The 23,632-nt window shown below is 40.7% G+C and carries 26 protein-coding genes, 1 tRNA gene and 3 pseudogenes; 13 read left to right on the top strand and 17 right to left on the bottom strand.

What is annotated here, in order from left to right:
* Entirely contained in the window at positions 1-648 is a 648-nt protein-coding gene (locus PNEUHYL_RS06700; protein ID WP_059366422.1) for a GrxB family glutaredoxin, read from the top strand.
* A gap of 47 nt (positions 649-695) precedes the next feature.
* On the opposite strand, the gene PNEUHYL_RS06695 is transcribed toward PNEUHYL_RS06700, so the two are convergent.
* On the bottom strand, positions 696-1,178 hold the full coding sequence (locus tag PNEUHYL_RS06695) for a Dps family protein (protein ID WP_059366421.1): 483 nt from the start codon (positions 1,176-1,178) through the stop codon (positions 696-698).
* 292 nt (positions 1,179-1,470) lie between these two features.
* On the opposite strand from PNEUHYL_RS06695, the gene cdd reads away from it, so the two are divergent.
* On the top strand, positions 1,471-2,349 hold the full coding sequence (gene cdd / locus PNEUHYL_RS06690) for a cytidine deaminase (protein ID WP_059366420.1): 879 nt from the start codon (positions 1,471-1,473) through the stop codon (positions 2,347-2,349).
* Positions 2,350-2,377: 28 nt separating this feature from the next.
* Here the strand turns inward: cdd and PNEUHYL_RS06685 are convergent, their stop codons facing one another.
* The 11 genes from PNEUHYL_RS06685 to purE all read right to left on the bottom strand — a co-directional run bounded on the left by PNEUHYL_RS06685 (position 2,378) and on the right by purE (position 11,859).
* Positions 2,378-3,199, bottom strand: a complete 822-nt coding sequence (locus PNEUHYL_RS06685; RefSeq protein ID WP_059366419.1) for an urease accessory protein UreD — start codon at positions 3,197-3,199, stop codon at positions 2,378-2,380.
* Positions 3,200-3,247: 48 nt separating this feature from the next.
* Positions 3,248-3,883 (bottom strand): urease accessory protein UreG, encoded by a 636-nt coding sequence (ureG, locus tag PNEUHYL_RS06680; RefSeq protein WP_059366418.1) that lies wholly within the window; start codon positions 3,881-3,883, stop codon positions 3,248-3,250.
* A gap of 79 nt (positions 3,884-3,962) precedes the next feature.
* Complete coding sequence (locus PNEUHYL_RS06675) at positions 3,963-4,646, bottom strand: urease accessory protein UreF (RefSeq protein WP_110890505.1); 684 nt, start codon at positions 4,644-4,646, stop codon at positions 3,963-3,965.
* A 26-nt stretch (positions 4,647-4,672) separates the two neighbouring features.
* Positions 4,673-5,236 carry an urease accessory protein UreE gene (gene ureE / locus PNEUHYL_RS06670; RefSeq protein WP_059366416.1) on the bottom strand — a complete coding sequence of 188 codons (564 nt, stop codon included), beginning with the start codon at positions 5,234-5,236 and terminating at the stop codon, positions 4,673-4,675.
* A 59-nt stretch (positions 5,237-5,295) separates the two neighbouring features.
* Entirely contained in the window at positions 5,296-7,014 is a 1,719-nt protein-coding gene (gene ureC / locus PNEUHYL_RS06665) for an urease subunit alpha (protein WP_059366415.1), read from the bottom strand.
* Positions 7,015-7,024: 10 nt separating this feature from the next.
* Positions 7,025-7,330, bottom strand: coding sequence for an urease subunit beta (gene ureB, locus PNEUHYL_RS06660; protein ID WP_059366414.1), 306 nt, complete (start codon positions 7,328-7,330; stop codon positions 7,025-7,027).
* Positions 7,331-7,435: 105 nt separating this feature from the next.
* Positions 7,436-7,738 carry an urease subunit gamma gene (gene ureA / locus PNEUHYL_RS06655; protein WP_059366413.1) on the bottom strand — a complete coding sequence of 101 codons (303 nt, stop codon included), beginning with the start codon at positions 7,736-7,738 and terminating at the stop codon, positions 7,436-7,438.
* Positions 7,739-7,756: 18 nt separating this feature from the next.
* Positions 7,757-8,656 carry an urea transporter gene (locus tag PNEUHYL_RS06650; protein ID WP_059366412.1) on the bottom strand — a complete coding sequence of 300 codons (900 nt, stop codon included), beginning with the start codon at positions 8,654-8,656 and terminating at the stop codon, positions 7,757-7,759.
* Positions 8,657-8,873: 217 nt separating this feature from the next.
* Positions 8,874-10,064 (bottom strand): amino acid aminotransferase, encoded by a 1,191-nt coding sequence (locus PNEUHYL_RS06645; RefSeq protein WP_059366411.1) that lies wholly within the window; start codon positions 10,062-10,064, stop codon positions 8,874-8,876.
* A gap of 139 nt (positions 10,065-10,203) precedes the next feature.
* On the bottom strand, positions 10,204-11,292 hold the full coding sequence (gene purK / locus PNEUHYL_RS06640; RefSeq protein WP_059366410.1) for a 5-(carboxyamino)imidazole ribonucleotide synthase: 1,089 nt from the start codon (positions 11,290-11,292) through the stop codon (positions 10,204-10,206).
* A gap of 69 nt (positions 11,293-11,361) precedes the next feature.
* Complete coding sequence (purE, locus tag PNEUHYL_RS06635; protein ID WP_059366409.1) at positions 11,362-11,859, bottom strand: 5-(carboxyamino)imidazole ribonucleotide mutase; 498 nt, start codon at positions 11,857-11,859, stop codon at positions 11,362-11,364.
* A gap of 159 nt (positions 11,860-12,018) precedes the next feature.
* On the opposite strand from purE, the gene pepN reads away from it, so the two are divergent.
* The 3 genes from pepN to cytX all read left to right on the top strand — a co-directional run bounded on the left by pepN (position 12,019) and on the right by cytX (position 17,340).
* Positions 12,019-14,628 carry an aminopeptidase N gene (gene pepN / locus PNEUHYL_RS06630; RefSeq protein ID WP_059366408.1) on the top strand — a complete coding sequence of 870 codons (2,610 nt, stop codon included), beginning with the start codon at positions 12,019-12,021 and terminating at the stop codon, positions 14,626-14,628.
* 540 nt (positions 14,629-15,168) lie between these two features.
* A complete protein-coding gene (locus tag PNEUHYL_RS06625) occupies positions 15,169-16,086 on the top strand; it encodes a LysO family transporter (RefSeq protein ID WP_174435482.1) in 918 nt (305 codons plus the stop codon).
* A 69-nt stretch (positions 16,087-16,155) separates the two neighbouring features.
* Positions 16,156-17,340: a putative hydroxymethylpyrimidine transporter CytX gene (gene cytX, locus PNEUHYL_RS06620; RefSeq protein ID WP_059366407.1), complete on the top strand. Its 1,185-nt coding sequence runs from the start codon at positions 16,156-16,158 to the stop codon at positions 17,338-17,340.
* 163 nt (positions 17,341-17,503) lie between these two features.
* Here the strand turns inward: cytX and PNEUHYL_RS06615 are convergent, their stop codons facing one another.
* From PNEUHYL_RS06615 to PNEUHYL_RS06595, 5 genes and pseudogenes are all read right to left on the bottom strand, one after another.
* Entirely contained in the window at positions 17,504-17,854 is a 351-nt protein-coding gene (locus tag PNEUHYL_RS06615) for a site-specific integrase (protein WP_059366406.1), read from the bottom strand.
* A 247-nt stretch (positions 17,855-18,101) separates the two neighbouring features.
* Positions 18,102-18,173: transfer RNA gene (locus tag PNEUHYL_RS06610), tRNA-Cys, on the bottom strand.
* Between the two features lie 197 nt (positions 18,174-18,370).
* Positions 18,371-18,889 carry a hypothetical protein gene (locus PNEUHYL_RS06605; protein ID WP_059366405.1) on the bottom strand — a complete coding sequence of 173 codons (519 nt, stop codon included), beginning with the start codon at positions 18,887-18,889 and terminating at the stop codon, positions 18,371-18,373.
* Positions 18,890-19,261: 372 nt separating this feature from the next.
* Positions 19,262-19,561, bottom strand: coding sequence for a DUF4298 domain-containing protein (locus tag PNEUHYL_RS06600; RefSeq protein WP_059366404.1), 300 nt, complete (start codon positions 19,559-19,561; stop codon positions 19,262-19,264).
* A gap of 67 nt (positions 19,562-19,628) precedes the next feature.
* A pseudogene (locus PNEUHYL_RS06595) lies at positions 19,629-20,288 on the bottom strand (LexA family transcriptional regulator).
* Positions 20,289-20,417: 129 nt separating this feature from the next.
* Between PNEUHYL_RS06595 and PNEUHYL_RS06590 the strand changes: the two are divergent.
* The 8 genes and pseudogenes from PNEUHYL_RS06590 to PNEUHYL_RS06555 all read left to right on the top strand — a co-directional run bounded on the left by PNEUHYL_RS06590 (position 20,418) and on the right by PNEUHYL_RS06555 (position 23,606).
* Entirely contained in the window at positions 20,418-20,624 is a 207-nt protein-coding gene (locus PNEUHYL_RS06590) for a helix-turn-helix transcriptional regulator (RefSeq protein ID WP_059366403.1), read from the top strand.
* Between the two features lie 48 nt (positions 20,625-20,672).
* Positions 20,673-21,116, top strand: a pseudogene (locus PNEUHYL_RS06585) (YmfL family putative regulatory protein).
* A 50-nt stretch (positions 21,117-21,166) separates the two neighbouring features.
* On the top strand, positions 21,167-21,844 hold the full coding sequence (locus PNEUHYL_RS06580) for a phage antirepressor KilAC domain-containing protein (RefSeq protein ID WP_059368836.1): 678 nt from the start codon (positions 21,167-21,169) through the stop codon (positions 21,842-21,844).
* Positions 21,841-22,278, top strand: coding sequence for a replication protein (locus PNEUHYL_RS06575; RefSeq protein WP_239690334.1), 438 nt, complete (start codon positions 21,841-21,843; stop codon positions 22,276-22,278). The genes PNEUHYL_RS06580 and PNEUHYL_RS06575 overlap by 4 nt, the downstream gene beginning before the upstream one ends.
* Before the next feature lie 22 nt (positions 22,279-22,300).
* Entirely contained in the window at positions 22,301-22,579 is a 279-nt protein-coding gene (locus PNEUHYL_RS06570; protein ID WP_059366402.1) for a hypothetical protein, read from the top strand.
* Positions 22,580-22,668: 89 nt separating this feature from the next.
* Positions 22,669-23,211 (top strand): annotated as a pseudogene (locus PNEUHYL_RS06565) (replication protein P); the annotation flags it as partial.
* Positions 23,208-23,360, top strand: coding sequence for a hypothetical protein (locus PNEUHYL_RS06560; RefSeq protein ID WP_239690335.1), 153 nt, complete (start codon positions 23,208-23,210; stop codon positions 23,358-23,360). The pseudogene PNEUHYL_RS06565 and the gene PNEUHYL_RS06560, both read left to right, overlap by 4 nt.
* 57 nt (positions 23,361-23,417) lie before the next feature.
* Complete coding sequence (locus PNEUHYL_RS06555) at positions 23,418-23,606, top strand: hypothetical protein (protein WP_059366401.1); 189 nt, start codon at positions 23,418-23,420, stop codon at positions 23,604-23,606.
* Positions 23,607-23,632 lie beyond the last annotated feature (26 nt).

The following is a 23,632-nucleotide window of genomic DNA, read 5'->3' as shown; positions in this document are numbered from 1 at the left end:
ATGAAATTATATGCTTATGATCATTGCCCGTTTTGTGTGCGTGCAAGAATGATTTTCGGCTTGAAAAATATCCCTTTTGAATTGGTTATTTTAGCCAATGATGATGAAACGACGCCGATCGGGTTAGTGGGTAAAAAAGTAGTACCGATTTTAATTAAAGAGGACGGAACGGCAATGCCGGAAAGTTTGGATATTGTCCGTTATGTGGATGAGAATATCGGTGAAAAAATGCTTTCCGAACCACTTCGTCCTGAAATTGATGCTTGGACGAAAACCGTCGGTAGTTATTACAACCATTTGCTAAGCCCACGCTTTGTGAAAATGGGCTTACCGGAATTTAAAACTCAAAGTGCGGTGGATTATTTTACTAAAAAGAAAACCGAATCAATCGGGGATTTTCAACAGAATTTAGATGAAACGGCAAACTATCTTGTTCGCTTACATCAGGATCTCGACAATCTTGTGCCACTGATGAAATCCGCTTCTGCATTGAATGGGGCGCTTTCCTTGGAAGATATTATCGTTTTCCCAATGTTGCGTAATTTAACTTGTGTCCGTGGTATTCAATTTCCGGCGGAAGTGACGGCATATTTGGAGAAAATGTCCGAACTAAGTGGCGTAGACTTGTATTTTGATAAAGCAATTTAATAAACTAAAAAACCTGCCAAGCGGCAGGTTTTTTCATCATTTCTCAATTATGCGTGGCAAGTTTGGCAAGCCGCTTGGAACATCCAGACAAGTTTTTCTTGTTCTTTGATGTAGTCGCTCATTTGAGAGGCAGTACCTTCATCATCCGCATCGCCTGCAAGGGCTAAAATTTCGCGTTGTTGCTCAAGTAATACTTTTAAGCCGGATAAGGTTCCGGATAAACATTCTTGTGCACCGCTTACGGCAATGTCTTCTTGAATGCGGGATACTTTTAAGTATTGGCTATAAGCATTATTTGGGGTGTAGCCTAGGGTTAAGATACGTTCTGCCACTTCATCTACTTTAGTGACTAAATCTGTGTAAATTTCTTCAAATTTTGCATGTAACTCAAAGAAGTTTACGCCTTTAATATTCCAGTGATAACCACGAATGTTGGTATAGAAAACTTGATAGGTTGCCAGTAGGTCATTTAATTTACTTGCTAATTCTGCCGATTTTGCTGTATCTAGTCCGATTGATGTTTTTGACATAATGATTTCCCCTTATGTTGTTAATGAATTTTTTAGAAGCCGAAACTGTTTCGTTTCAAGTGTCGTCATTATACATAATAAAAGTAGGGAATAAAGCCACTTTTATTAGATAGAATTAATAGATTATTTGTATCAAAACCAATATTTTGAAAGGTTTAACGATTAATTAACAAATGTCCGCCGTGCTTAGCTTCTGATCTTTTTAACAAATCTTGTAAATAAGCGATTGATTAGTCTGATTTTGATCTACAATAAGTGCGGTTAAATTTTAAAATGTTTTTAAGGAGAGAATGTGCAGGAATTAATTAAAAATGTATTGCCATTAGATATTGCTCTCAATCAAGCAATTATCAAAAAACTTGAAGAAGGGCAGTGGGTAGGTTTTTTAAATCATCAACAAGTCGCACGGCTTTGTCGGGATTTTGATTATAACCCTTTGGAATTGGCAATATATTTACTTCCCGTCGTGGCTTGTTATAGTCATGCGGACATTTCCCGTTTTAATGTTGGTGCAGTGGCAATAGGCGAACAGGGCGATTTTTACTTTGGTGCGAATCAGGAGTTTGCCGATACGGCGATTCAGCAAACTATTCATGCGGAACAAAGTGCCATTAGCCATGCGTGGTTGCGTGGTGAAACAAGGATTACCGATGTGGTTGTTAATTACACGCCCTGCGGTCATTGCCGACAATTTATGAATGAGCTGCACGGTGCAGAACGTTTAAATATTCACCTACCCCATAGTTTACATAATCCTTTACAGAATTATTTGCCGGATTCTTTTGGGCCAAAAGATTTAAATATTGCGACACATCTATTAGCAAAAGAAGATCATCATTTGGCTGCTAATTCTTCCGATGAATTGATTAATCAAGCGATTTTAGCCGCGAATCAATCCCATTGCCCTTATTCCGAAAGCCCCCATGGCATTGCGATTTTATTTAAAAATGGTGAGACAATTCACGGGCAATATGCAGAAAATGCGGCGTTTAATCCAAGTTTGCCTGCATTACAAACCGCCTTGAATTTTGCTTATCTCAATAATAAAAAGCTCGGGGATATTCAGCGTATCGTAATGGCTGAACGGGTGGTAAATTTTAGCCATAAAAACATGGCTGAACAGCTTTTACGGACGTTAAATTTACCTGAATTGGAATATGTGGGCGTATAACAAAATAGGGTAGAACAATCTACCCGTTTTATTGGCTTTTCGTTTGAAAACGTTGAGCGATTTCTTGAAAAAGCGTTTGTATTTGTTCGGCACGGTGTCCGAGAACACGAAGCATCATTCCTCCCTCGTTCAAGAGTGAGGCGCCAACTAACATATTTTTTACTTCAGCAATTTGAGTGTGGATAGATTGTAAAACCGCTTTCAATTCAACCGCACTTTTGCCTAGGTTTAGATAGATTAATGAGCCTTGATGAGAATAATTTTCCATTTGGCTTAATGCGGTGAGATTCATTGCGGAGGGCTGCCATTGAATACAATCTGATACCAACGGTCGTTTTTTTCCGTCATTTTGCAATGTATAAATTTTCAAATGGGATGAAAACCGTCTAAAAGCAAAACGTTCATCATTCAACACACGCCCAACAGCGATAATCTCACCATAAATAAGCTCCGCCTTTTCACACATTTCAATTAAGGTTTTCTGTTTAAAAGCAGAATCTTTATGCAACACTAAGGGATGAGGCAAATAGAATAAGCGGCTTCCCTCTGCCAAATGAATTTGTGTGAGTTGCTCGGCACAGTCGCCTGCATTCATTGATTGAACACGGGTAAACGCCTGAGTATTGAGCGAAAGTGCGGTTGATTTTGCCAAAGAAATTTGAATATTCAGCCTATCACCCGCCAACACACCGGGGGAAGACGACATTTGCATGGCATTCAACCCCTGCCGCCAACTACCCGAATAGTGGGGTAAAACCATCACCTTAAAGGGTGGTGTGGCAAAATATTCGGCAAGTTGGGTTTTCCCGTTTGGAGAAAGTTTGGTGGAAAGTTTGAGTTTACTGTTCATTATTTTTCAAACCGATCATTCCCTCTTTGCTAAAAAGAGGGATCGTTTTTATCTTATCAATCCCGTAGGTTCTTCTACATTTTTCAATAATGCATATTTTTCGATCCAGCCGATCACCCCATCGAGATTTTCTTTTTTCATCAGATTGGTGAAAATAAATGGCTGACCGTTACGCATACGGCGGGCGTCTCGTTCCATCACGCTTAAATCCGCCCCGACGAACGGCGCAAGATCGGTTTTGTTGATAACCAGTAAATCCGAGCGGGTAATACCCGGCCCGCCTTTACGTGGAATTTTTTCACCTTGTGCCACGTCGATCACGAAAATGGTGACATCTGCCAAGTCTGGGCTAAAGGTTGCAGAAAGATTATCCCCACCTGATTCAATGAACACGATTTCCACATCAGGGAAACGGGCTACCATTTCATCAACCGCCTCTAAGTTCATTGAGGCGTCTTCTCGGATTGCCGTATGAGGGCAGCCACCGGTTTCCACGCCCATAATACGTTCAGGGGGAAGCAGACTGTTTTTGGTTAAAAACTCCGCATCTTCTTGAGTGTAAATATCATTGGTGATTACCGCAACACTGTATTTGCCGGCAATTTCACGAGTGAGTTTTTCAATTAGCGCCGTTTTACCTGCCCCGACTGGGCCGGCTACGCCGATTTTAATGTAATTACGCATTGGTTTTCCTTAGCAAAAATAGTTTAGAAATGACCGCACTTTTGACTTCCGTCGTTTACGGAGAAATGAATAAATTTATTTATGACATATATAATCGAGTATAAAGCTGTTCATGTTGCATTGCCCGAATATCATTGGCGAGAGTGGCAGAACCAAGCCAGTCAAGATTAGGATTTAAACTTAGTTCTACCGCTTGTTGCAGCGGTTGACGCAAGCCGAACAAAATATCTTGTCCGTCCATTTGACTTAACGGAATCAGTTTTACACCGTTGGTGATCACACCGACTGCTGCGTTGTAATAAAAGGCATAGAGCGTATCGGCTTTGGTGAGACCCATTGTTTGGGCGATCATAGCGAATACGATAGGGAAGTAGCCTTGTACGCATTTTTCGCTGATCGCTTGCTGATATGCCATGAGAACTGGATGATTTTCATAGCGAATGAAAATTTTGAGCAACCGCACACCGAGTTTAAAGCTGCCTTCACGGCTTTCACGAGCCACCTTGGTGGCGGAAAGTTCCCAATCCAGTTCGCATAAGCGGTCGAAATCGTGGCTTTCCATTGCATTGAAGGAAAGAGAAAGATACGCCCCGTCATTGTAAATCCAGTTTTGTAACAGCTGGGTTTGAACATAGTCTTCAAGCGTAGCTTTGCTTTCCACAATACGTTGTTGGACGAAAGTTTCCAAACCGTTGGAATGGTTAAATCCGCCAATAGGTAGGGTTGGATCAACCAAGTGTAGCAATGCGCCTAGATCAGCCAAACTACGGTTTTTAGCTAAATTACGGTTTAATGTTGATGCCAATTTCCGTCTCCGTGGTGATGGTAAGTACCCTGTGAATGAGCGTGAGCATGGCTGTGCGAATGACCGTGTCCTTGTGCGGAATTGGCGCGCAACGCTTGGCTTAAACGGCGTTCTGCTTTTTGCGGATTAAATCCCGCAGCTTGTAGCCAATCAAACATCGGTTTGTCATAAGATAAGGTGACTTCATCACCGTCTAAAAACAGCGGTGAATGTTTGTTACCGATTTCATAGCAGGCTCGCGCCATTTCAGGTAAGGTTTTTGGTGAAAGTACGATGACTTCACTTGGCAAAATATCGATCACGATTGCCAGTTCATCGCTAATAAACACCACATCATTATGTTTCAACCGTTGCCCTTCTTTGAGCAAACGAAACGCCACTTCACGTCCTGTGTCAGTGGTTTTTCGTAAAATATTGCGTTCGCTTTCATACCATTGTAACGGCACACGCTCAATGGCTTGAGTGGTGATTTTACCTTCTTGTTGAAGGTCGGATAAATTGCCCAAGATGTTTTCCATAATGGGGAGAATGGAGTTGATAATTTTCATATTTTTTCGATAAAACTCAACATTCTCTTTTCTACAAATCGGTAGAAGAGAGAGAATAACTAGAACATAAAATACCGCTGAGCCAATGGCACTTTCTCGGCGGGTTCACAAGTGATAAGTTCGCCGTTCACTCGAACTTCGTAACGTTCCGGATCGACAGTAATTTCAGGTGTGGCATCATTATGAACCAAGTCTTTTTTGCCAATATTACGGCAGCCTTTTACCGCAATGAGCTCTTTTTCGATACCGAAATTTTCTTTAATATTCGCATCAACACCGGCTTGTGACACGAAGTACACAGCGGTTTGGGCGGTAGCTTTGCCTTGGCTGCCATACATCGGGCGGTAGAATACCGGTTGTGGTGTAGGGATTGAGGCATTCGGATCGCCCATTTTGGCATAGCTAATCAAGCCTTTTTTGATAACGGTTTCAGGTTTTACACCGAAAAACATCGGTTTCCATAACACAATATCGGCAATTTTGCCGACTTCTAATGAGCCAACGTGATCCGCAATACCGTGAGCAATAGCCGGGTTGATAGTGTATTTGGCGATGTAGCGTTTAATGCGGAAGTTATCGTTGCCTTCCGAACCAAGTTCGCCACGTTGTGCTTTCATTTTGTCTGCGGTTTGCCAAGTACGGGTGACCACTTCACCGACACGTCCCATTGCTTGCGAGTCGGAACTCATAATTGAGAATACGCCGATATCGTGCAGAATATCTTCTGCGGCAATGGTTTCAGGACGGATACGACTGTCTGCGAACGCGACATCTTCCGGTACGCACTTATCTAAATGATGACAAACCATCAACATATCCAAATGCTCGTCAATGGTGTTTACCGTGAACGGACGGGTCGGGTTGGTGGAAGCGGGGAGTACATTCGGATACATTGCCGCTTTAATGATGTCGGGAGCGTGTCCGCCGCCAGCACCTTCAGTGTGGAAAGTGTGGATCACTCGTCCGTCAATGGCTTTCATCGTATCTTCTAAGAAGCCGCTCTCATTGAGGGTATCGGTGTGGATCGCTACTTGTACGTCCATTTCGTCTGCGACTTTCAGTGCCGCATTGATGACTGCCGGTGTTGCCCCCCAGTCTTCATGAATTTTCAAACCTAATGCGCCGGCACGAATTTGCTCTCTTAACGGTTCAAGGGTTGAACAGTTGCCTTTACCGAAAAAGCCGACATTGACAGGCAATGCTTCCGCTGCTTGAAACATTCTTTGCAGATTCCACGCTCCCGGTGTACAGGTGGTGGCGTGCGTACCGTCTGCCGGGCCTGTACCACCGCCAATTAATGTTGTTGTACCGTTTTCGAGGGCGTGTTGGGCTTGTTGCGGGCAGATAAAGTGAATGTGGGTATCAATTCCCCCTGCTGTCGCAATTAAATTAGCGCCATTATGGACTTCTGTACTGACACCGATAATCATATTTGGGGTAACGCCGTCCATTGTATCGGGATTACCGGCTTGACCTATGCCAACGATTCGCCCGTCACGAATACCAATATCTGCTTTGATAATGCCAAGTTTCGCATCAATAATCATCACATTAGTGATGACAAGATCAAGGACATTGGGATTATCACGCGTTGCCGTACCGGATTGTGCCATACCGTCGCGGACACTTTTTCCACCGCCAAACTTACATTCATCACCTTGAGTGAGTAAATCTTGTTCAATGGTTGCCCATAAATCCGTATCGCCTAAACGCACGCTATCGCCCACCGTCGGGCCATAAGTTGCGACATATTGGGCTCTTGGAATTGTTAATGTCATTATTTCCCCCCTACAATTTGCCGTCGATTTTATTATGGAAACCGTAAATCACTTTGTTTCCGCCAAATTCTACTAACTCCACGGTTTTGACCTCACCCGGCTCAAAACGCACAGCATTGCCTGAGGGGACGTTTAAACGCATACCACGGGTTAAAGTGCGGTCAAATTCAAGGGCATTATTGGTTTCAAAAAAGTGGTAATGCGATCCAACTTGAATTGGACGGTCGCCTTTATTAACGACATCGATTTTTACGGTTTTCCGCCCAATATTCGCGTGAATATCACCGTTTGCTAATTTATATTCGCCTGGGATCATTGTGTTATTCCTTTATTTTGTTTCGTTTACAAAGGGAGAAAAGAGCGGTTATTTTTCATTGATTTTTGCCACTTCACTACAATTCTTCCTTCAGTCGTATAACCTTTATCTGATCGGATTGTGCACGGTAACGAGTTTTGTACCATCGGGAAAGGTTGCTTCAATTTGCACTTCATGTACCATTTCGGGGATGCCTTCCATCACATCATCGACAGTTAAAAGTGTTGCACCGTACTGCATTACTTCCGCCACCGTCATGCCGTCACGTGCCGCTTCTTGTAGATGGCTGGCAATATAAGCGATAGATTCAGGATAGTTTAATTTTACGCCACGGGCTTTGCGTTTTGCCGCAAGCTCACCTGCAAGAAAAAGCATTAATTTTTCTTGTTCTCTTGATGTTAAATGCATAGTTATCTTCTCTCTTTATTATGGATTAAATAAATTACTGAGTTTTTCCGAACTCACCTTGCTGTGATCGACTTTGCCCTTAATCCATAGAATAAGCCAAGCCGTAACAATAAAGCCGATAGTATAAGGGGCTAAACCGGTTTTTTCCACGCCAAATTGGATACAAATTGCAAGCGTAATGCCGAAAATCACGTAAACCAGATCTCGGAATCGATTGCCAGAAAAGGCACAGGCAAGCAGAATTGCAGAGAAACTATAAATGCCGTTTGCCAGTTGATTTGGTTCGATGTCAAACAGAAAACCTGCCAAGGTTGGGCTGATGATCGTTGCGCTCATTCCCCATATCGCCACATTAGGCGAGCTGATGGCGATAGCGATAAATAACAGAATACCGGTGATGAGGCTTCCGCCAAAATTGACTTCCGCCCAAGCATAAAAGGGTTGTTTGATGGATTCTAATGTTGCGGTGTGATCCACCAGTTCCGGCGTGGTTTGCCATAAACCGAATAAGCCGATTTGTGAGATACCCCAGCAAAAAATCCAACAGGTGAATACGAAAGGAAAAGTGTAGGCTACCCAATTTCTTTTGGTAAATTCTCGCATAACCAAGGTTGCGACAACGGCACTGATCACCCCTAACAGAAAAACTGGGAGTGAAACACCTTTTAACCCAAAAGTGAACATAGTACACATAAAGGCAAGGCTGGCATTGAAACCATATAAACCTTGTTGGATTTCTTCTTTAGGATAATTGAGTTTAATCGCGGTTAATGTGCCGATGATTGCACCGAGTAAACAACCGATGCCGAGAGCCCAATGGCTGAAAAACATGGCAATGCAGATGATAAGACCTGATAAGCCGTTTTTTTGTAAAAAAATTTGTCCAATTCCAACAAGGACAATTTTTATAAATTGCATAAAAAATACCCTCCCCGATAAAATAAAATCCTTGTATTTTAAAGGGATTGTTTAAGATTTAAAGTATTAATCTCTGTTCTTTTCAATAATTTGAATGTTAAATTGAATAACATTTAAAGTATTTGATTATATTTTAAATGTTATTTGATTGTTACGTGCCTAAGATGATAGATATAAAGGCGCATATTAAGATACGCCTTTTGTGATGGGAGAAGGATTAAAGCACCTTCACAATACTTTCACATAAATAACGGATATTATCTTCTGTAATACCTGCCACGTTAATGCGACCTGAACGCACCGCATAAATGGCAAATTCGTCTTTCAAACGATCGACTTGTTCTGCGGTTAAACCGCTGAAAGAGAACATGCCGTTTTGTTCAATAATAAAACTAAAATCTTGTTGGGCACCAAATTCTTTTAATAATTGCACGAATAAATGGCGCATTTTTTTGATTCGTTTGCGCATTTCGGTGAGTTCATCATCCCAAGATTGGCGAAGTATCGGATTGCTTAGCACTTGTACTACCGTTGCCGCGCCATGAGAGGCCGGGTTAGAGTAGAGGGTGCGGATAATGGATTTTACTTGAGTCAAGGCGGTTGAAGCAATGTCTGAATTTTCAGCCACTAACGTAAATGCCCCGACACGTTCATTATATAAACCGAAATTTTTTGAGAAAGAGCTGGCTACGAGCAATTCTTTGTGATTTGCAGCAAAGGTGCGTAAACCAAGGGCATCTTCATCTAAGCCGTTTGCTAAGCCTTGATAAGCAAAATCAAATAATGGTAACCAACCGTTTTTTGCAGAAAGATCGGCAAGTTGTTTCCATTGTTCCGGTGTCGGATCGATACCGGTCGGGTTATGGCAGCAACCGTGCAGAAGCACTACATCGCCTTCGTTTGCATTGCTTAAATCGGCGATTAAATTATCCCAATCTAGCGTTTTGTTTTCCGCATCATAATAGCGATATTCACGAATTGTCATTCCTACCGCATTGAAAATCGCATTGTGGTTCGGCCAAGTAGGTGTGCTGATCCAAACATTTTGCGCTTTGGTTTGGCGTTTAATAAATTCCGCTGCAATACGTAACGCCCCGGTTCCGCCAAGACTTTGTACGGTTCTGGCACGTTGTTGTTTAATAATATTGCTGTCTGCACCAAATAAAAGTTCTTGGGTTAATCGGTTGTATTCCGCTATACCGTCAATGGTGAGGTAATTTTTGGTATCTTCTTTATCAAGTAAGCGTTTTTCGGCTTCTTTTACGGCACGCATAATTGGTGTTGCGCCTTGTGCATCTTTATATACCCCAATGCCAAGATTGATTTTATTTGCACGGGTTTCGGATTTGAATGCTTCACCTAAGCCAAGGATTGGATCGGCAGGGGCGGCTTTGATATTTTCAAACATAGCGTTTTCCTTTTTTAATGGATTTAGGTCTGTTGCTTTATACTGCAAGCTTTTGTGTTTAGCAAGTAAAAACACAATAAAAATTAACCGCACTTTTTTGTTTTGTTAATTGCATCAAAAAGTGCGGTCAAAAATGAATTTATTTTAATTGTGCGACTGTCCAGTCCAAACCGGATTGGTAATCTTCCGGTAAAGTATGTCGAAGTTTTTCCAGTTGTTGAATAATAATGGATTTATTCGGGTGAGAAAGATTAATATGCCCGACTTTCCGCCCTGCACGCACTTCTTTGCCATACCAGTGGAGTTGGGCAAATTCTGTCTCCAGCCATTGTGGGTTATGATCTGTGCCAATTAAATTCACCATGACACTAGGCGCAAAGGTTTCTAAGTTTGGTGTGGGTAAATCCAGTAAAGCACGCAAATGTAATTCAAACTGGCTAATCGTGCAGCCAAGCTGTGTCCAATGACCGCTATTGTGTACGCGTGGGGCAAGTTCATTAATCAGAAGTTTATCGCCAACGACAAAACATTCCATCGCCATTACGCCCACATAATTGAGCTTGTCCATAATTTTACCTAACATCATTTCAGCTTGAGTTTGCTGGCGGGCGTGTTGAGGGAAGGTGGTGTCCATCACGCTATAACGTAAAATGCCATTTTGTTGAAGATTGTGTGTCACAGGGTAAAAGTGTTTTTCACCATTTTTGAAACGTGCGCCGACAAGGGACACCTCATAATCAAAAGGAATAAATTTTTCCGCAATCACTTCACCGAATAAATCATCGGTAATTTCAGTGTTGTTTTCATTGGTGATAATCCATTGTCCGCGTCCGTCATAACCGCCGGTACGGCGTTTTACCACAACTTTTTCACCTACGCTTTGGAACACACTTTGCCATTGGGCTTTATTTTCCAATAGACACCAAGGTGAAGTGGAAAGCCCAAGTTCATCTAGTAGTGATTTTTGGGTAAAGCGATCCGCCAACAAGCCAAAGATGCGTTGATTAACAAAATGGGGGTGGTTGCCAAGCAATTCTGTGAGAGGTGTTTTTTCCCAACGCTCGATTTCAGCTGTGATAACCGCATTTTTCGGTAAGTCAAAAATAGGGGCGTTGAAAGCTAAAGGTTCGACTTGAATATCTAAAGGGGCGCCGGCATAGCGGAGCATTCTGCCTAATTGACCGTTACCAAGTACATAAACCGTGGGGTAGAGTGAAGACTTTTGCATTTTATTTCTCGTTAAAAATAATCGAAAAAACAACCGCACTTTTTTAAGTGCGGTCAAATTTTTTGTGTTTTATACGCGTGGATCAGGATTATCCAATACCGCGTTTGTTTGTTTTTCACGGAAAGCCTGTAAACGGGAAAGTAAGTCATGATCCCAAGCCGCCAGAATTTGTGCTGCAAGCAAAGCAGCATTTGCTGCGCCTGCCGGCCCGATGGCTAAAGTGCCGACCGGAATTCCCTTTGGCATTTGCACGATAGAATGAAGGCTATCCACACCACTTAACATGGAACTTTTCACCGGCACGCCAAGTACGGGAACCAAGGTTTTCGCCGCAATCATACCGGGTAAATGTGCTGCCCCGCCTGCGCCGGCAATAATCACTTTATAGCCGTTTTGCTGTGCATTTTCGGCAAAACTAAAAAGTTTATCAGGGGTACGGTGGGCTGAAACGATTTCAACGTGGTAAGGTACATTGAGTTCATCTAGAATTTGCGTGCTTTCTTGCATGGTTGTCCAATCGCTTTTGGAACCCATTACAATCGCAATTTGTGCTTGTGTTGCGGACATTTTTTGCTCTCAATTAAAACTAAAAACGGTGCGTAGAATAGCATAATTTAACAAGGCTAAGCAAACGTTTGCTCGGTTGTGGTGAGAGAAAATTCCATTGCAACTTTTGCCGTAAAATCATATCCTAGTGGGCGATTTTTTCTTAAAAAAGAGCCGATTATGTTAGCCAAAGCAAAATATCGAAAAGATTATAAAAAACCGGATTTTACTATTACGGACATTTATTTGGATTTTCAATTAGATCCGAATCACACTGTAGTTACTGCAACCACAAAATTCCAACGACTAAACGACGACGCAAGAAGTTTGCGTTTAGACGGTCATAGTTTCCAATTTTCCTCTATTAAATTTAACGGTACATCTTTCACCGATTATCAGCAGGATGGCGAAGGGTTAACCTTGAATTTGAGCAATAAAAGTTCGGCTGAATTTGAGCTGGAAATTGTCACCATTCTTGTACCGGCAGAAAATACCTCGCTACAAGGTTTGTATCAATCGGGCGAGGGGATTTGCACACAATGTGAAGCGGAAGGTTTCCGCCAAATTACTTATATGTTGGATCGTCCTGATGTGCTAGCGCGTTACACCACAAAAATTACGGCAGATAAAACGAAATATCCTTACTTACTTTCCAATGGCAATCGTATTGCTGAAGGCGAGTTAGATAATGGTTGTCACTGGGTTGAATGGCATGATCCTTTCCCGAAACCAAGCTATTTATTTGCCTTAGTGGCTGGTGATTTTGATCTGTTGGAAGATAAATTTACCACAAAAAGCGGACGGGAAGTGGCATTAGAACTTTATGTGGATCGCGGTAATCTTGATCGTGCCGGTTGGGCGATGGAAAGTCTGAAAAAATCGATGAAATGGGATGAAGATCGCTTTAATCTTGAGTACGATTTGGATATTTATATGATTGTTGCGGTGGATTTCTTCAATATGGGGGCGATGGAAAATAAAGGATTGAATATTTTCAATTCTAAATTTGTGTTAGCAAATCCGCAAACTGCAACGGATGAAGATTATCTAGCCATTGAAAGCGTGATTGCCCACGAGTATTTCCATAACTGGACGGGGAATCGTGTGACCTGTCGTGATTGGTTCCAATTAAGCTTAAAAGAAGGATTAACCGTATTCCGTGATCAAGAGTTTTCTTCCGATACCGGCTCTCGCGCGGTAAATCGTATCAATAATGTGAAATTTTTACGTACCACGCAATTTGCTGAAGATGCCAGCCCTATGGCACATCCGATTCGTCCGGAAAAAGTCATTGAAATGAATAACTTTTATACGGTTACTGTGTATGAAAAAGGCGCAGAAGTGATCCGTATGTTGCATACCTTATTGGGCGAGGAGGGATTCCAAAAAGGTATGACATTATATATTGCGAAAAATGACGGCAAAGCCGCGACCTGTGAAGATTTTGTCTCTGCAATGGAGCGTGCGAACGGGCTTGATTTAACTCAATTCCGCCGTTGGTATAGTCAATCAGGCACTCCGGAATTGTTAGTTAGCGATGCTTATGACGAACAAACCCATACTTATCGTTTAACCGTCTCTCAATCTACTCCTCCAACAGCAGATCAAATGGAAAAAGTGAATCTGCATATTCCACTTAAAATGGCACTGTATGCCCAAGACGGTACAAAACAAATGCTCCAGTATGATGGCACACCACTAAGCAGGGTATTAAATATTACTGAAAAAGATCAAGTGTTTGAATTTCACGGCATTTATGGTCGCCCTGTTCCGGCATTGTTGGAAGATTTTTCTGCACCGGTGAAGTTAGATTACGATTACACCACGGAACAACTTCTTACTTTATTAAAATTTGCCGAAAATGCCTTTGTGCGTTGGGATGCGGCACAAATGTTATTTACGAACGAGTTACGACGTAACGTGACTCACTTCCAACAAGGAGAAGATTTTGAGATTTCGCCTCAAATTTTGACCGCACTTTTACAAGTGTTGGAAAATTATGCAGACGATATTGAATTGGCAACCTTAATCCTCACCTTACCACGGGATATTGAATTTGCCGAAAGTTTTAAAACTATTGATCCCGATGGCATTGTGGCAGCCCGTGAATTTATGTTGCGTACCATTGCCGAACATCTAAAAGAACAATTACTTAAACGCTACAATCATATTCGCTTGGCGGGGTATCATATTACCCAACAAGATATTGCCTTACGTGCAATGCGTAACCTTTGTTTAAATTATTTGGCTTATACATCGCTTGGCAATAGTCTCGTCCATAAGCATTACAATGCGGCGAATAATATGACTGACACCCTCGCGGCACTTACAGCGGCAACCAAAGCCTGCCTTCCGTGCCGTGATACATTGCTCGCTGATTTTGAGCAAAAATGGCAACACGACGGCTTGGTGATGGATAAATGGTTTGCTTTGCAAGCCACAAGACCGGATGAAAATGTGTTAGAAATTGTGAATCATCTTATGGATCACCCAAGTTTTAATTTCAACAATCCAAATCGTCTTCGTGCTTTAGTGGGGAGTTTTGTCAACCAAAATCTCAAGGCTTTCCACGAAATTAGCGGTTCCGGTTATCGTTTCTTAACGGATGTGTTAATTAAACTCAATGATAGCAACCCACAAGTTGCCGCTCGGCTAATCGAACCGTTGATTCGTTTTGCCCGTTATGATACTCAGCGTCAAATGCTAATGAAACGCGCGTTGGAACGCTTAAGCACTGTCGAAAATCTTTCCAAAGATTTATTTGAGAAGATTGAGAAAGCGTTGAGATAAAGTACGGTTGGTTTTCTAAAATATTGGGGCGTATAAATTACGCCCCATTTTTCATTCTTCTAAATTTCCAACTTAGGCAAACTGTTCACAATCCGATTGGTTTCAAGGCTCACGGTGATGACCCGTAGTAGCAACTCCATTGGATAGCGTGAGTTTTTCCTTATTCCTATTGCTCAGTCGCTTGCGTTATTGACGATTCCGCTGTTTTTGTCATTCTCTTTCTTACTGGTTTCTGTGTTGAGAATTTTGTCGCCAAATTTATTTTTCCAGATAAAAATCCTCGCTAATATTACAGAACTTCGCTCATTGATTATTGTTAAACAGCTTTTAAACAGCACATTTTTATACATCGGCACTTTTTCATAAAAGCGGTGTAATTCGGAAAGCTCTCTTTCTGCCTGTCAAATACCCAAAAATCCACCGCACTTTTCACACAAGGAATACGTGTATTGTCAATGAGTTTCAAAAATTGATTGCTTGGCTTGACCCTATTAATAAAAAAGGTATGCTAGGCGAAGTTTATTGCAAAGGAAAATAATCATGCAGGACATGATCAATGGATTGTTAATCGTTTTAGTGCCTATGCTATTAGGCTATTTATTGAAAGTAAAAAATAAAAAGTATATCGCCGGAATTAATCAAATAGTAATATTTCTGTTGTACATTATCTTATTTTTAATGGGATATTTACTTGGTCAGCTTGATGATCTTGAAACAAAATTACCCATCATTGGTAAAACAGCAGCGATACTTTCAATGAGTATTTTAACTTCAAATATGATTGGGTTAATGATTTATGATCGTTTTAATCCGGCACCTGTACTCAAATCCCAAGGAAAGATCATCTCTCGTTGGCATTCGTTAGTTGATTCTTTTAAACTCTCCGGCTCGGTCGTTTTAGGTATCTTATGTGGTTGGTTATTTAACACTTATCTTGTTTTACCAACGGGCATTAATCTTTATGTTCTGATCGCATTAATCTTTTTTGTCGGTATTCAGCTGCGCAATAATGGCATCACGTTAAAAGAAGTATTGTTTAATAAACGTGGTTTTCAAACCGGTATTGTGTTTACCATTACTTCTTTATTAGGTGGGATCATCGCGGCGTTGGTTTTAACGATACCTATTACTCAGGGTTTAGCATTTGCTTCAGGAATGGGATGGTATTCTTTATCAAGCGTGGTTCTGACAAATGCGTGGGGGCCGATGCAGGGGAGTATTGCATTTTTCAATGATTTATCTCGGGAAATTATTAGTTTGTTTATCGTACCGCTTTTTATGCAACATTTTCGCTCAACCGCTATTGGTATCACCGGTGCGACCGCATTAGATTGTACTTTGCCCATTATCCAAAAATCGGGCGGAATAGAAGTCACACCCATTGCTATTTCTTTTGGATTTGTAACCAATATCCTCCCCCCGCTTTTGTTGGTATTCTTCTCAAGCATTCCTATTTAATCTAATCTTTTTGAATTTTTTATATTATAAATTTTAATCAACAATACTTAACCTAAAAGGAAGAAAAAAATGCAACACAAACATTCAAACCTTACTGCAAGTCTTGTGTGGTTTACTGCAGCTATTTCTATGGCTGAAATTTTAACCGGAACTTGGTTTGCGCCCCTTGGTTGGAAACAAGGGCTTCTTGCTATTCTACTCGGGCATATTATTGGCGGTGCAATGTTCTTTTGTGCTGGCTTAATCGGTGCCAAAACACAAAAAAGTGCAATGCAAACCGTACAGATTTCTTTCGGTCAAAAAGGTTCGATACTTTTCTCCGTGCTCAATGCGATGCAGCTTATCGGTTGGACTGCCGTAATGATTTATATGGGGGCAGAAGTGATTTCTATTTTGAATCAACAGGAAGCTCAAAATGCACTTTTCCCCTTATTTACCGTTGGATTAGGTGTACTCATCATAGTCTGGTTATTAATGGGATTTACTAATCTTGGAGTGATAAAAAGTCTTTCTTTGGTGACGATGTTTTTATTAATGCTTTGGTTAACATTACAAATCATTAGCCGTGATTTTATCCCGCTCTTGGAAGAGCAACATCATATTAAGTTTGGTACTGCGGTAGAGATTGCCGCGATTATGCCGTTATCTTGGATTCCGGTTGTTTCCGATCATACAAAACACACAAAAACACCGTTAAAAACAACCGCACTTTCTACTCTCGCCTATACCGTTACAAGCTGTTGGATGTATTCTATTGGATTAGGGGCTGCGCTTGTAAGCGGAAAATCAGAAATCGCTCAAATTTTGGCATTATCCGGTGTCAGTATCGTTGGTGTGCTGATTGTTGTCACATCAACCATGATTAATACAGCATTACCGGCCCATTCCACGGGAATGAGCTTGAATAATATTTACGCGAAATTGAGTGTGAAATGGGTTTCAATTCTCACGGTGGTTATCGGTATTATTCTTGCAACAATGTTGCCGGTCACACAATATGAGCATTTTCTCTTTTTTATCGGCTCGGTGTTCGCTCCTATGATAGGGGTATTGATTGCTGATTTCTTTGTGTTTAAACAACGCGAACCTCAGAAAAATATTGATGTTATAGGCTTGGCTATTTGGTTTATCGGCTTTGTTATTTATCGTGTTTTAATGTGGCAAGAATGGGAAACCGAATTAGGAGTAACTTTTCCTGTTATTGCTTTCACCTTTGGCTTAACCACCGTGGTGCGAAAATTGACAAAAAAATAGAAAAGATAAGGGGGAAATGATGAATTTCCCCCTCTTTTTTTACAGGAATTATTTTTTCCAAATAATCACCGTAATTTAAACGCTCAGAAAAATTTTTAACTATCAAATAGTTGTATTGATATTTTTTTAGAAACGTTCCGAAATTTTGGAGGGTGTTCCGAAACTATGACTTAGTAGGTTGAACGATTTTATCTTTTCGGATGTAACGTTTGGTCATTTGAGGGGAGGCATGACCGAGTTGCTTTTGGGCCGATTCGGTATTGGAAGAAAGGAAAGTATCTGTTCCGGCTTTGGCCCGTAGATCGCGAAATTGGACGGCTAGAATGTCATCAGCAAATTCGGGGTAGGCTACCCCGCCTATGCCTGCTACGAGATAGTTTAGTAAACGATAGGCTTTTTCTCGGTTTTGTTCATTTGATTTCTGTATTTCTGCAATGCTTTGTTTGGCTTGATTTTCCAAATACTCAAGCATTTCATCATCAGTATCTAAAAAATAATCATCGGGTAAATTCATTTTTTCTCCTTGAGTTACTGTTTTTTGGTCATTTTAGAGTAGTTTTGGGGTATAAGAAAGCCCTCGCACGAGGGCAAATGGAGTGAGACTGGGTCTATATGTCATTAAAAACCGCTCTCGGTGCAGATTCAAGAAGATTGGGCGAATTGCTTTGCACAGGGTTTTAAGAGCTGTTTTTGATGATTGCCTTTCTTTTAGGTTGTAAGGCTCAACCGATCCCCATTTTTTATCTTGTGGTGCAAGTTAGCGGGTAATAAATAGAATCGAACCATTGACACCCGGATTGCGTCCGGCGCTCTCCCAACTGAGCTAATTACCCCCAGTCTTAACGTGACCTACTCGGATTGGCTCAATCACCGAGGTTACTTTAATCAATAGATTTCTATTAAAGCTTGCCTGATTATTTCACCAAAAAATATTTACCTCACTAACTCCCGACAACCCATTTGTCGGCGTTCTTTGGCTCTGACTTGACCGAATTTGATTTTGCCTTTTACGCAGTTGTAGTTGGCAATATCAATTAGTTTTTTGTCTCTGCCGGCAAGATGTTTTTGCTAAGTCAGCACCTTTCTTCCAGATTTCAGGAGCAATGTAATAATTATTTATTGTATTATAACTTTCAACAGCAATTGTTCCACTAGCTGAACCGGCTGTTGCTGCTTTATACATTCCATAGAGTGTAAAGCAAGAAACAACAGCTAATATGATTGCTCCTGTCGTTTTCATCGCTTTATCTCCAAATTTATCGTGAATTTTTCTTAAAAAGGCATCATATTCAGCTTGTGAATTGAAGAATAATTTTATAAAAGTTTCTTCTAATAAGCTACCTTCTTCTATTGACTTTACATAAAGTTCTATATTGGAAATTTCTGTATCAAATACTACATTTAACGTTGGCTTTGTACTTTTGACAACCACATTTAAACCTCGTAATGACTTTATAACATCATTAACATGTAGAGGCTTTGTTGTTGAGTAATATAAATTTTGTGGAAAAGTAATAGATAACTCTTGTTCGTTTGGTTCAATTTTCATCGTTTCCCATCCTATTTTAGATAAATCTCTGTTTGAGGAAGGCTAGGTTAATAATTAACTCTTTATTCTATTCAGACAGTACTCGTGTCTTGCATTACAACCCCTGCCTATGCTCTATTGCTACGCCTATAAGTCAAAAATACCCATCGGAATTTTTTTATTAATTGAAATGTCAAAAATACCTTGAGAAAAGGTTGCAGTTACAACAGGTGTTTCCATCTATAAAAACTTGATTTTGTTATTAAAATGGTACACTTGTTTCTAAATTAAGACTAAAGCACAAACAACACATTCCAAACCACTTTCTCCAACAGTTTGTCCTGTCTCAGTTCAAAATCCAGCTTCTGTGCTATGCATAATCAATATTTTTCTCTATTTATTTCGTAAGATATTGATTGCGATGTTGGCTACTTCACCTGCCAGCTCCTTCTGCTCCCACAATGTATTCCAAATTGCATCTTCCGATAGGACGCTGTAATTGCCTTTGGTGTCGAAGGTATATTTTTCGGAGTTATCGTGTAACTCTATCCATTCTGGCTGTTGGTAAAAAGTTTCAAGCTCTTTGGCTAATTTAGTGGCTTCCTGCCAATCTTTTAGGCTCTCTGCCAGTTTTTTCTGTAATTCGAGTAGTAGCCCGTAATTATCTTGGGCTTGTTGAATTTTCTGTTGCATTTTTACTCCTAATTTATATTGATTCTTGCCTGTAATAAAATCAACTTCTGGCTTTGGTTTACTCTCATTACAAGCCTTGTCGATGCTCAACGGCTACACCTATAATGCGTATCTCTTGGTTGAGAGAGCTTAATGTTGGGAATACATCGTTAAGCGGCACTAATTCAAAGTGTGGAGAACCCTATTCATCAAAAATACCAAGTTCTTTATATTTCTTAAATGTTGCTTCACCATCACCATTAACAGCCGCAACAAATTTGCCCAGTGTCGGAGCAAGGTCCGGATCGATTAACACTAAATCCCCTTCGTGAAAGCGAGTTTCCATTGACTGTCCGGATATTTGCAAAAAGAAAGCATTTTCGGAAGCAAGTGTGTTGGTTGATAAAAATTCAAAGCCCTCATCAATGTTTTGGAGATAATCAATTCCGGTCCATAAGCCGGCTTGTACTTTGCTAAGCAGTGGATATTCGCGAGATCTTACAATTTTTATTGGTTCAACATTGGTATCAAAAGCCAAAACTTGTGGATCTACATTTAGGACTTTTCCTAAGATTTTTATATCATCAAGATTCGGTGTTCGATTACCTTTCTCATAGTTAGCTATTCTTGGCTGCCCCCAATTTGAATTTGTTTTATCTAGCTGATTGCTACGTTCAGCTAATTCCTTTTGACTTATACCAAGTTGCTCCCTGTAAGCCTTGATTCTTTCGCCTAATGTTGTTGCCATTTTCCCCCTAATTTTATCTTTAATCTATTTTAATACGTTCCGTTATATTTTCATAATTTCAAATTGCAATTACCAAACATTCTTTTTGTGATTTTATTTGTATGGAATTTATTACAAATGGAAATATATATGAACAATATTGCAAAAATCCGCAATCAAATTGGTGTAACTCAAACTCAATTGGCGAGCAGTATTGGCTGGAGTCAACCAAGAATTGCAAATTACGAAACCGGAACCCGTAAGCCATCATTGGCTGTAGCGAGACAAATCATTGTTGCACTAAACATTTTGGGTGCGAATGTCTCTCTTGACGATGTTTTCCCTGTCAAAAACTAATCTACCCGATTTCCCCCAAATGAAAACCATAAAAAACCACAGGAAATTATGGCGATGAAGAAAATGATTATTGAGATGATCGAGAAAGTACCGGGCGGTAAAAGTGCGGTCGCAGGCTTTCTTGGTTTTTCAGAAAGCGAGCTAAACAATCGGCTCTATCAGACGAAAGGGCAGCGATTTAAGACGGAAGAGTTAATCGCTATTCAGCAAGAGTACGGCTTAACGGATTTTACCGATTAGATTTGCAGACTGTCCGGTGGTCGTTTTGTACCGAATGTGAGCGCAGATGAGTTAGACAATGCGGAATTATCTTTCTTGCAGATTCAAGAATTATCTGCACGCGGGTTACTTTACAAAATCTTAGAGCAGGCATTGCAAGACGGTGAAATAACGTCACATGAGGAAGACAAAATTCGTCAAGCCTTGAGCAAGCATTTATCGGCGACACAGCTTTCGATTGAGAGTGTGATTGTATTAAACAAACGGCAATAAAAAACCACGGCTGCAACCGTGGCAATTTTCTATCTATGGAGATGTATTTAGTGGGTAAATTATTACCAATAATTAACGAAAATGCAAGCACTTTGACAATGAGCAGTCGAGAGATTGCGGAATTGTGTGAAAAAGAACATCGACATGTTACTCGTGATATTGAAATGATGTTTGAGCAACTTGAAATTAACTCTGAGGGGTATGCCCATTTTTGGACATACTCCCAAAATGGGCAAACTTACCGAGAATTTCTTTTACCTTACGATTTAACCCTTACGCTCATTGCCGGTTATAACGTCAAATTACGCAAACGTATTATTGATCGCTGGCAAGAACTCGAAAATCAACAAAAACCGGCTATAAATATCCCACAATCATTTTCTGAGGCATTACTTTTAGCGGCTGAATTACAAGCTGAGAAAGAACGTAATGCACCTAAAGTGGCTTTTGTAGATCATTATGTCGAAGTGGGAACAAGTAAATCCTTACGCGAAACCGCTAAGATTTTGAAGATGCCGGAAAGAGCATTAATCAATCGCTTGATTGATGACAGATTGCTTTATCGTCAATCCGGTAATTTGTTGCCGTATCAATCTGCTCATTCAAAAGAATTGTTCACCGTCAAAACCGGCACGGCAGAACACGGTCACAATTTCACACAAACACGAGTGACAAGCAAAGGTATTGAATTCATTGCGTCACGTTACGCTTCGAAGTTGATGTTATGAGTCGATTTATTCCCAATTCTTTTCAAATTCCAAATTCTTTTGTTGATGAATACTTAGATTCACTCTCCGGCAAGGCTATTAAGTGTTATTTGCTCATTGCACGGAAAACGACTGGTTGGAGAAAAGATTCCGATCGTATTTCTACCTCTCAATTTATGGCTCAATGCGGTATTAAAGATCGAAAAACGGCTTATGCAGCAATAGAAGAATTAGAATCGGTGAATCTGGTTAATATTGAGCGTAAACAAGGTGAAATTAACGAGTTTTCACTCAACTTTTTCATTGATGAAAATAACGATTTTAAACCAGTACCAAAAATTGGCACTCTACAAAAAACAATATACAAAATATCCCCCCCAAGGGGAATCGGCTACGCCTGCGATTGGAAAAATCAACGCAGAAAATATTCCTTTGCCGGGTTATGTCGATCGTGAGACATGGATCGCTTATTGCCGAATGCGTAAAGCCAAGCGGGCGGAAATTAAAACCCAAGATACGATTAATCGATATTTACGAGACTTGGAAAAACTCAGTGGGGGTGATCCTGATTTGGCGAGGGCAATTTTAGATCAATCTATCGCCAACACCTACACCGGGTTATTTGCGCTGAAGTCCTCGCCTAATCGAACGGTAAACTCAAGTGCAAGCAATGATCCTTTTGCCGATAGCGGCACATGGAGCGTGGGAAGAAAATTAAACATCGCTCCAAGTTTAATTCCGGAGTATTTACGATGAACGCAATTATACCAACTCAGAAAAGTGCGGTCGAAAAATCCGATGTTTCCGGTAATGCAACGAAATTAATTGACCGGATGTTTGCCTGATTGAAATCGCTTTTCCCAGCTGGGAAACAGGCATTTGACAGCATGGAAACTTACAACGAAACCAAGCAAGTATGGCTTGAAGAATTGCTCAAAGCGGATGTGATGACCCCATTGGCATTAAAACGTGGATTAGATCGAGCAGCGGGTTCTGAAAGTCCGTTTTTCCCTAGTGTTGGACAATTTATTGCTTGGTGTAGTGAAGACTATCACGCACTGGGTTTGCCGAACGAAACGGAATTATATCAACGTTATAAATCACTCTTGGGTTATGCCCGATTCAATCAAGCAGAATTTGACTACCGCTCAAACGTTGAGTTTTGGCTATTGAAAAATATCTACGAGAAATGCCGGAAAAAATCGGAAGAGGACACGCTGAAATACATCCCTAAGTTACTTGACAATGCAGCGAAAAAAGTGCGGTCGAATTTTGTTTTTGAGGACATTCCGAAAATGATTCCAGAGAAACCGAGTTTTTACGACAAAGCCCGCGCAGACCAAGCGAGAGAAAGAGCAATGGCCATAATTCGAGGAGCAATGCAATGACCGACACTAAATACCAATGTCCTAAATGCGGTGGGGAAATTGAGGATTGCAGTGCCGGTGATGAATGGGGTTGGTTTGAGACGAACCTTTTCGCTGTGCCGGGCATTACACGGGACGATTCCCGAATGTCAGTCGGGATTGCAGTTTAAACCGCACGAAGTCTTGCGGTTGGTTTAAGTTGGAAGAGTTGAAAAAGGTCGGTGGGTATGAATAAAAAACTATTACGTCAATTTGTAAAAAGTCAATTTCCAACACTTGATTTTAATCAAGTTTGTGCGACTGGAAGAATTAAGATTCAGATAAATCTCCCTTTTATTTTGAAAGGCTTAGATTATAGAAAATTAACTAAAGCCAGACGAATTAAAGGGATTGCAAAAATTAAGGGGCTGACGTAGATTAACAGTTATGTTAGTCTATAAAA

This window comes from Rodentibacter caecimuris, assembly GCF_001019715.1.
In the GTDB taxonomy this organism is placed as follows: Bacteria; Pseudomonadota; Gammaproteobacteria; order Enterobacterales; family Pasteurellaceae; genus Rodentibacter; species Rodentibacter caecimuris.
This window is presented reverse-complemented; position numbering and strand designations above follow the sequence as displayed.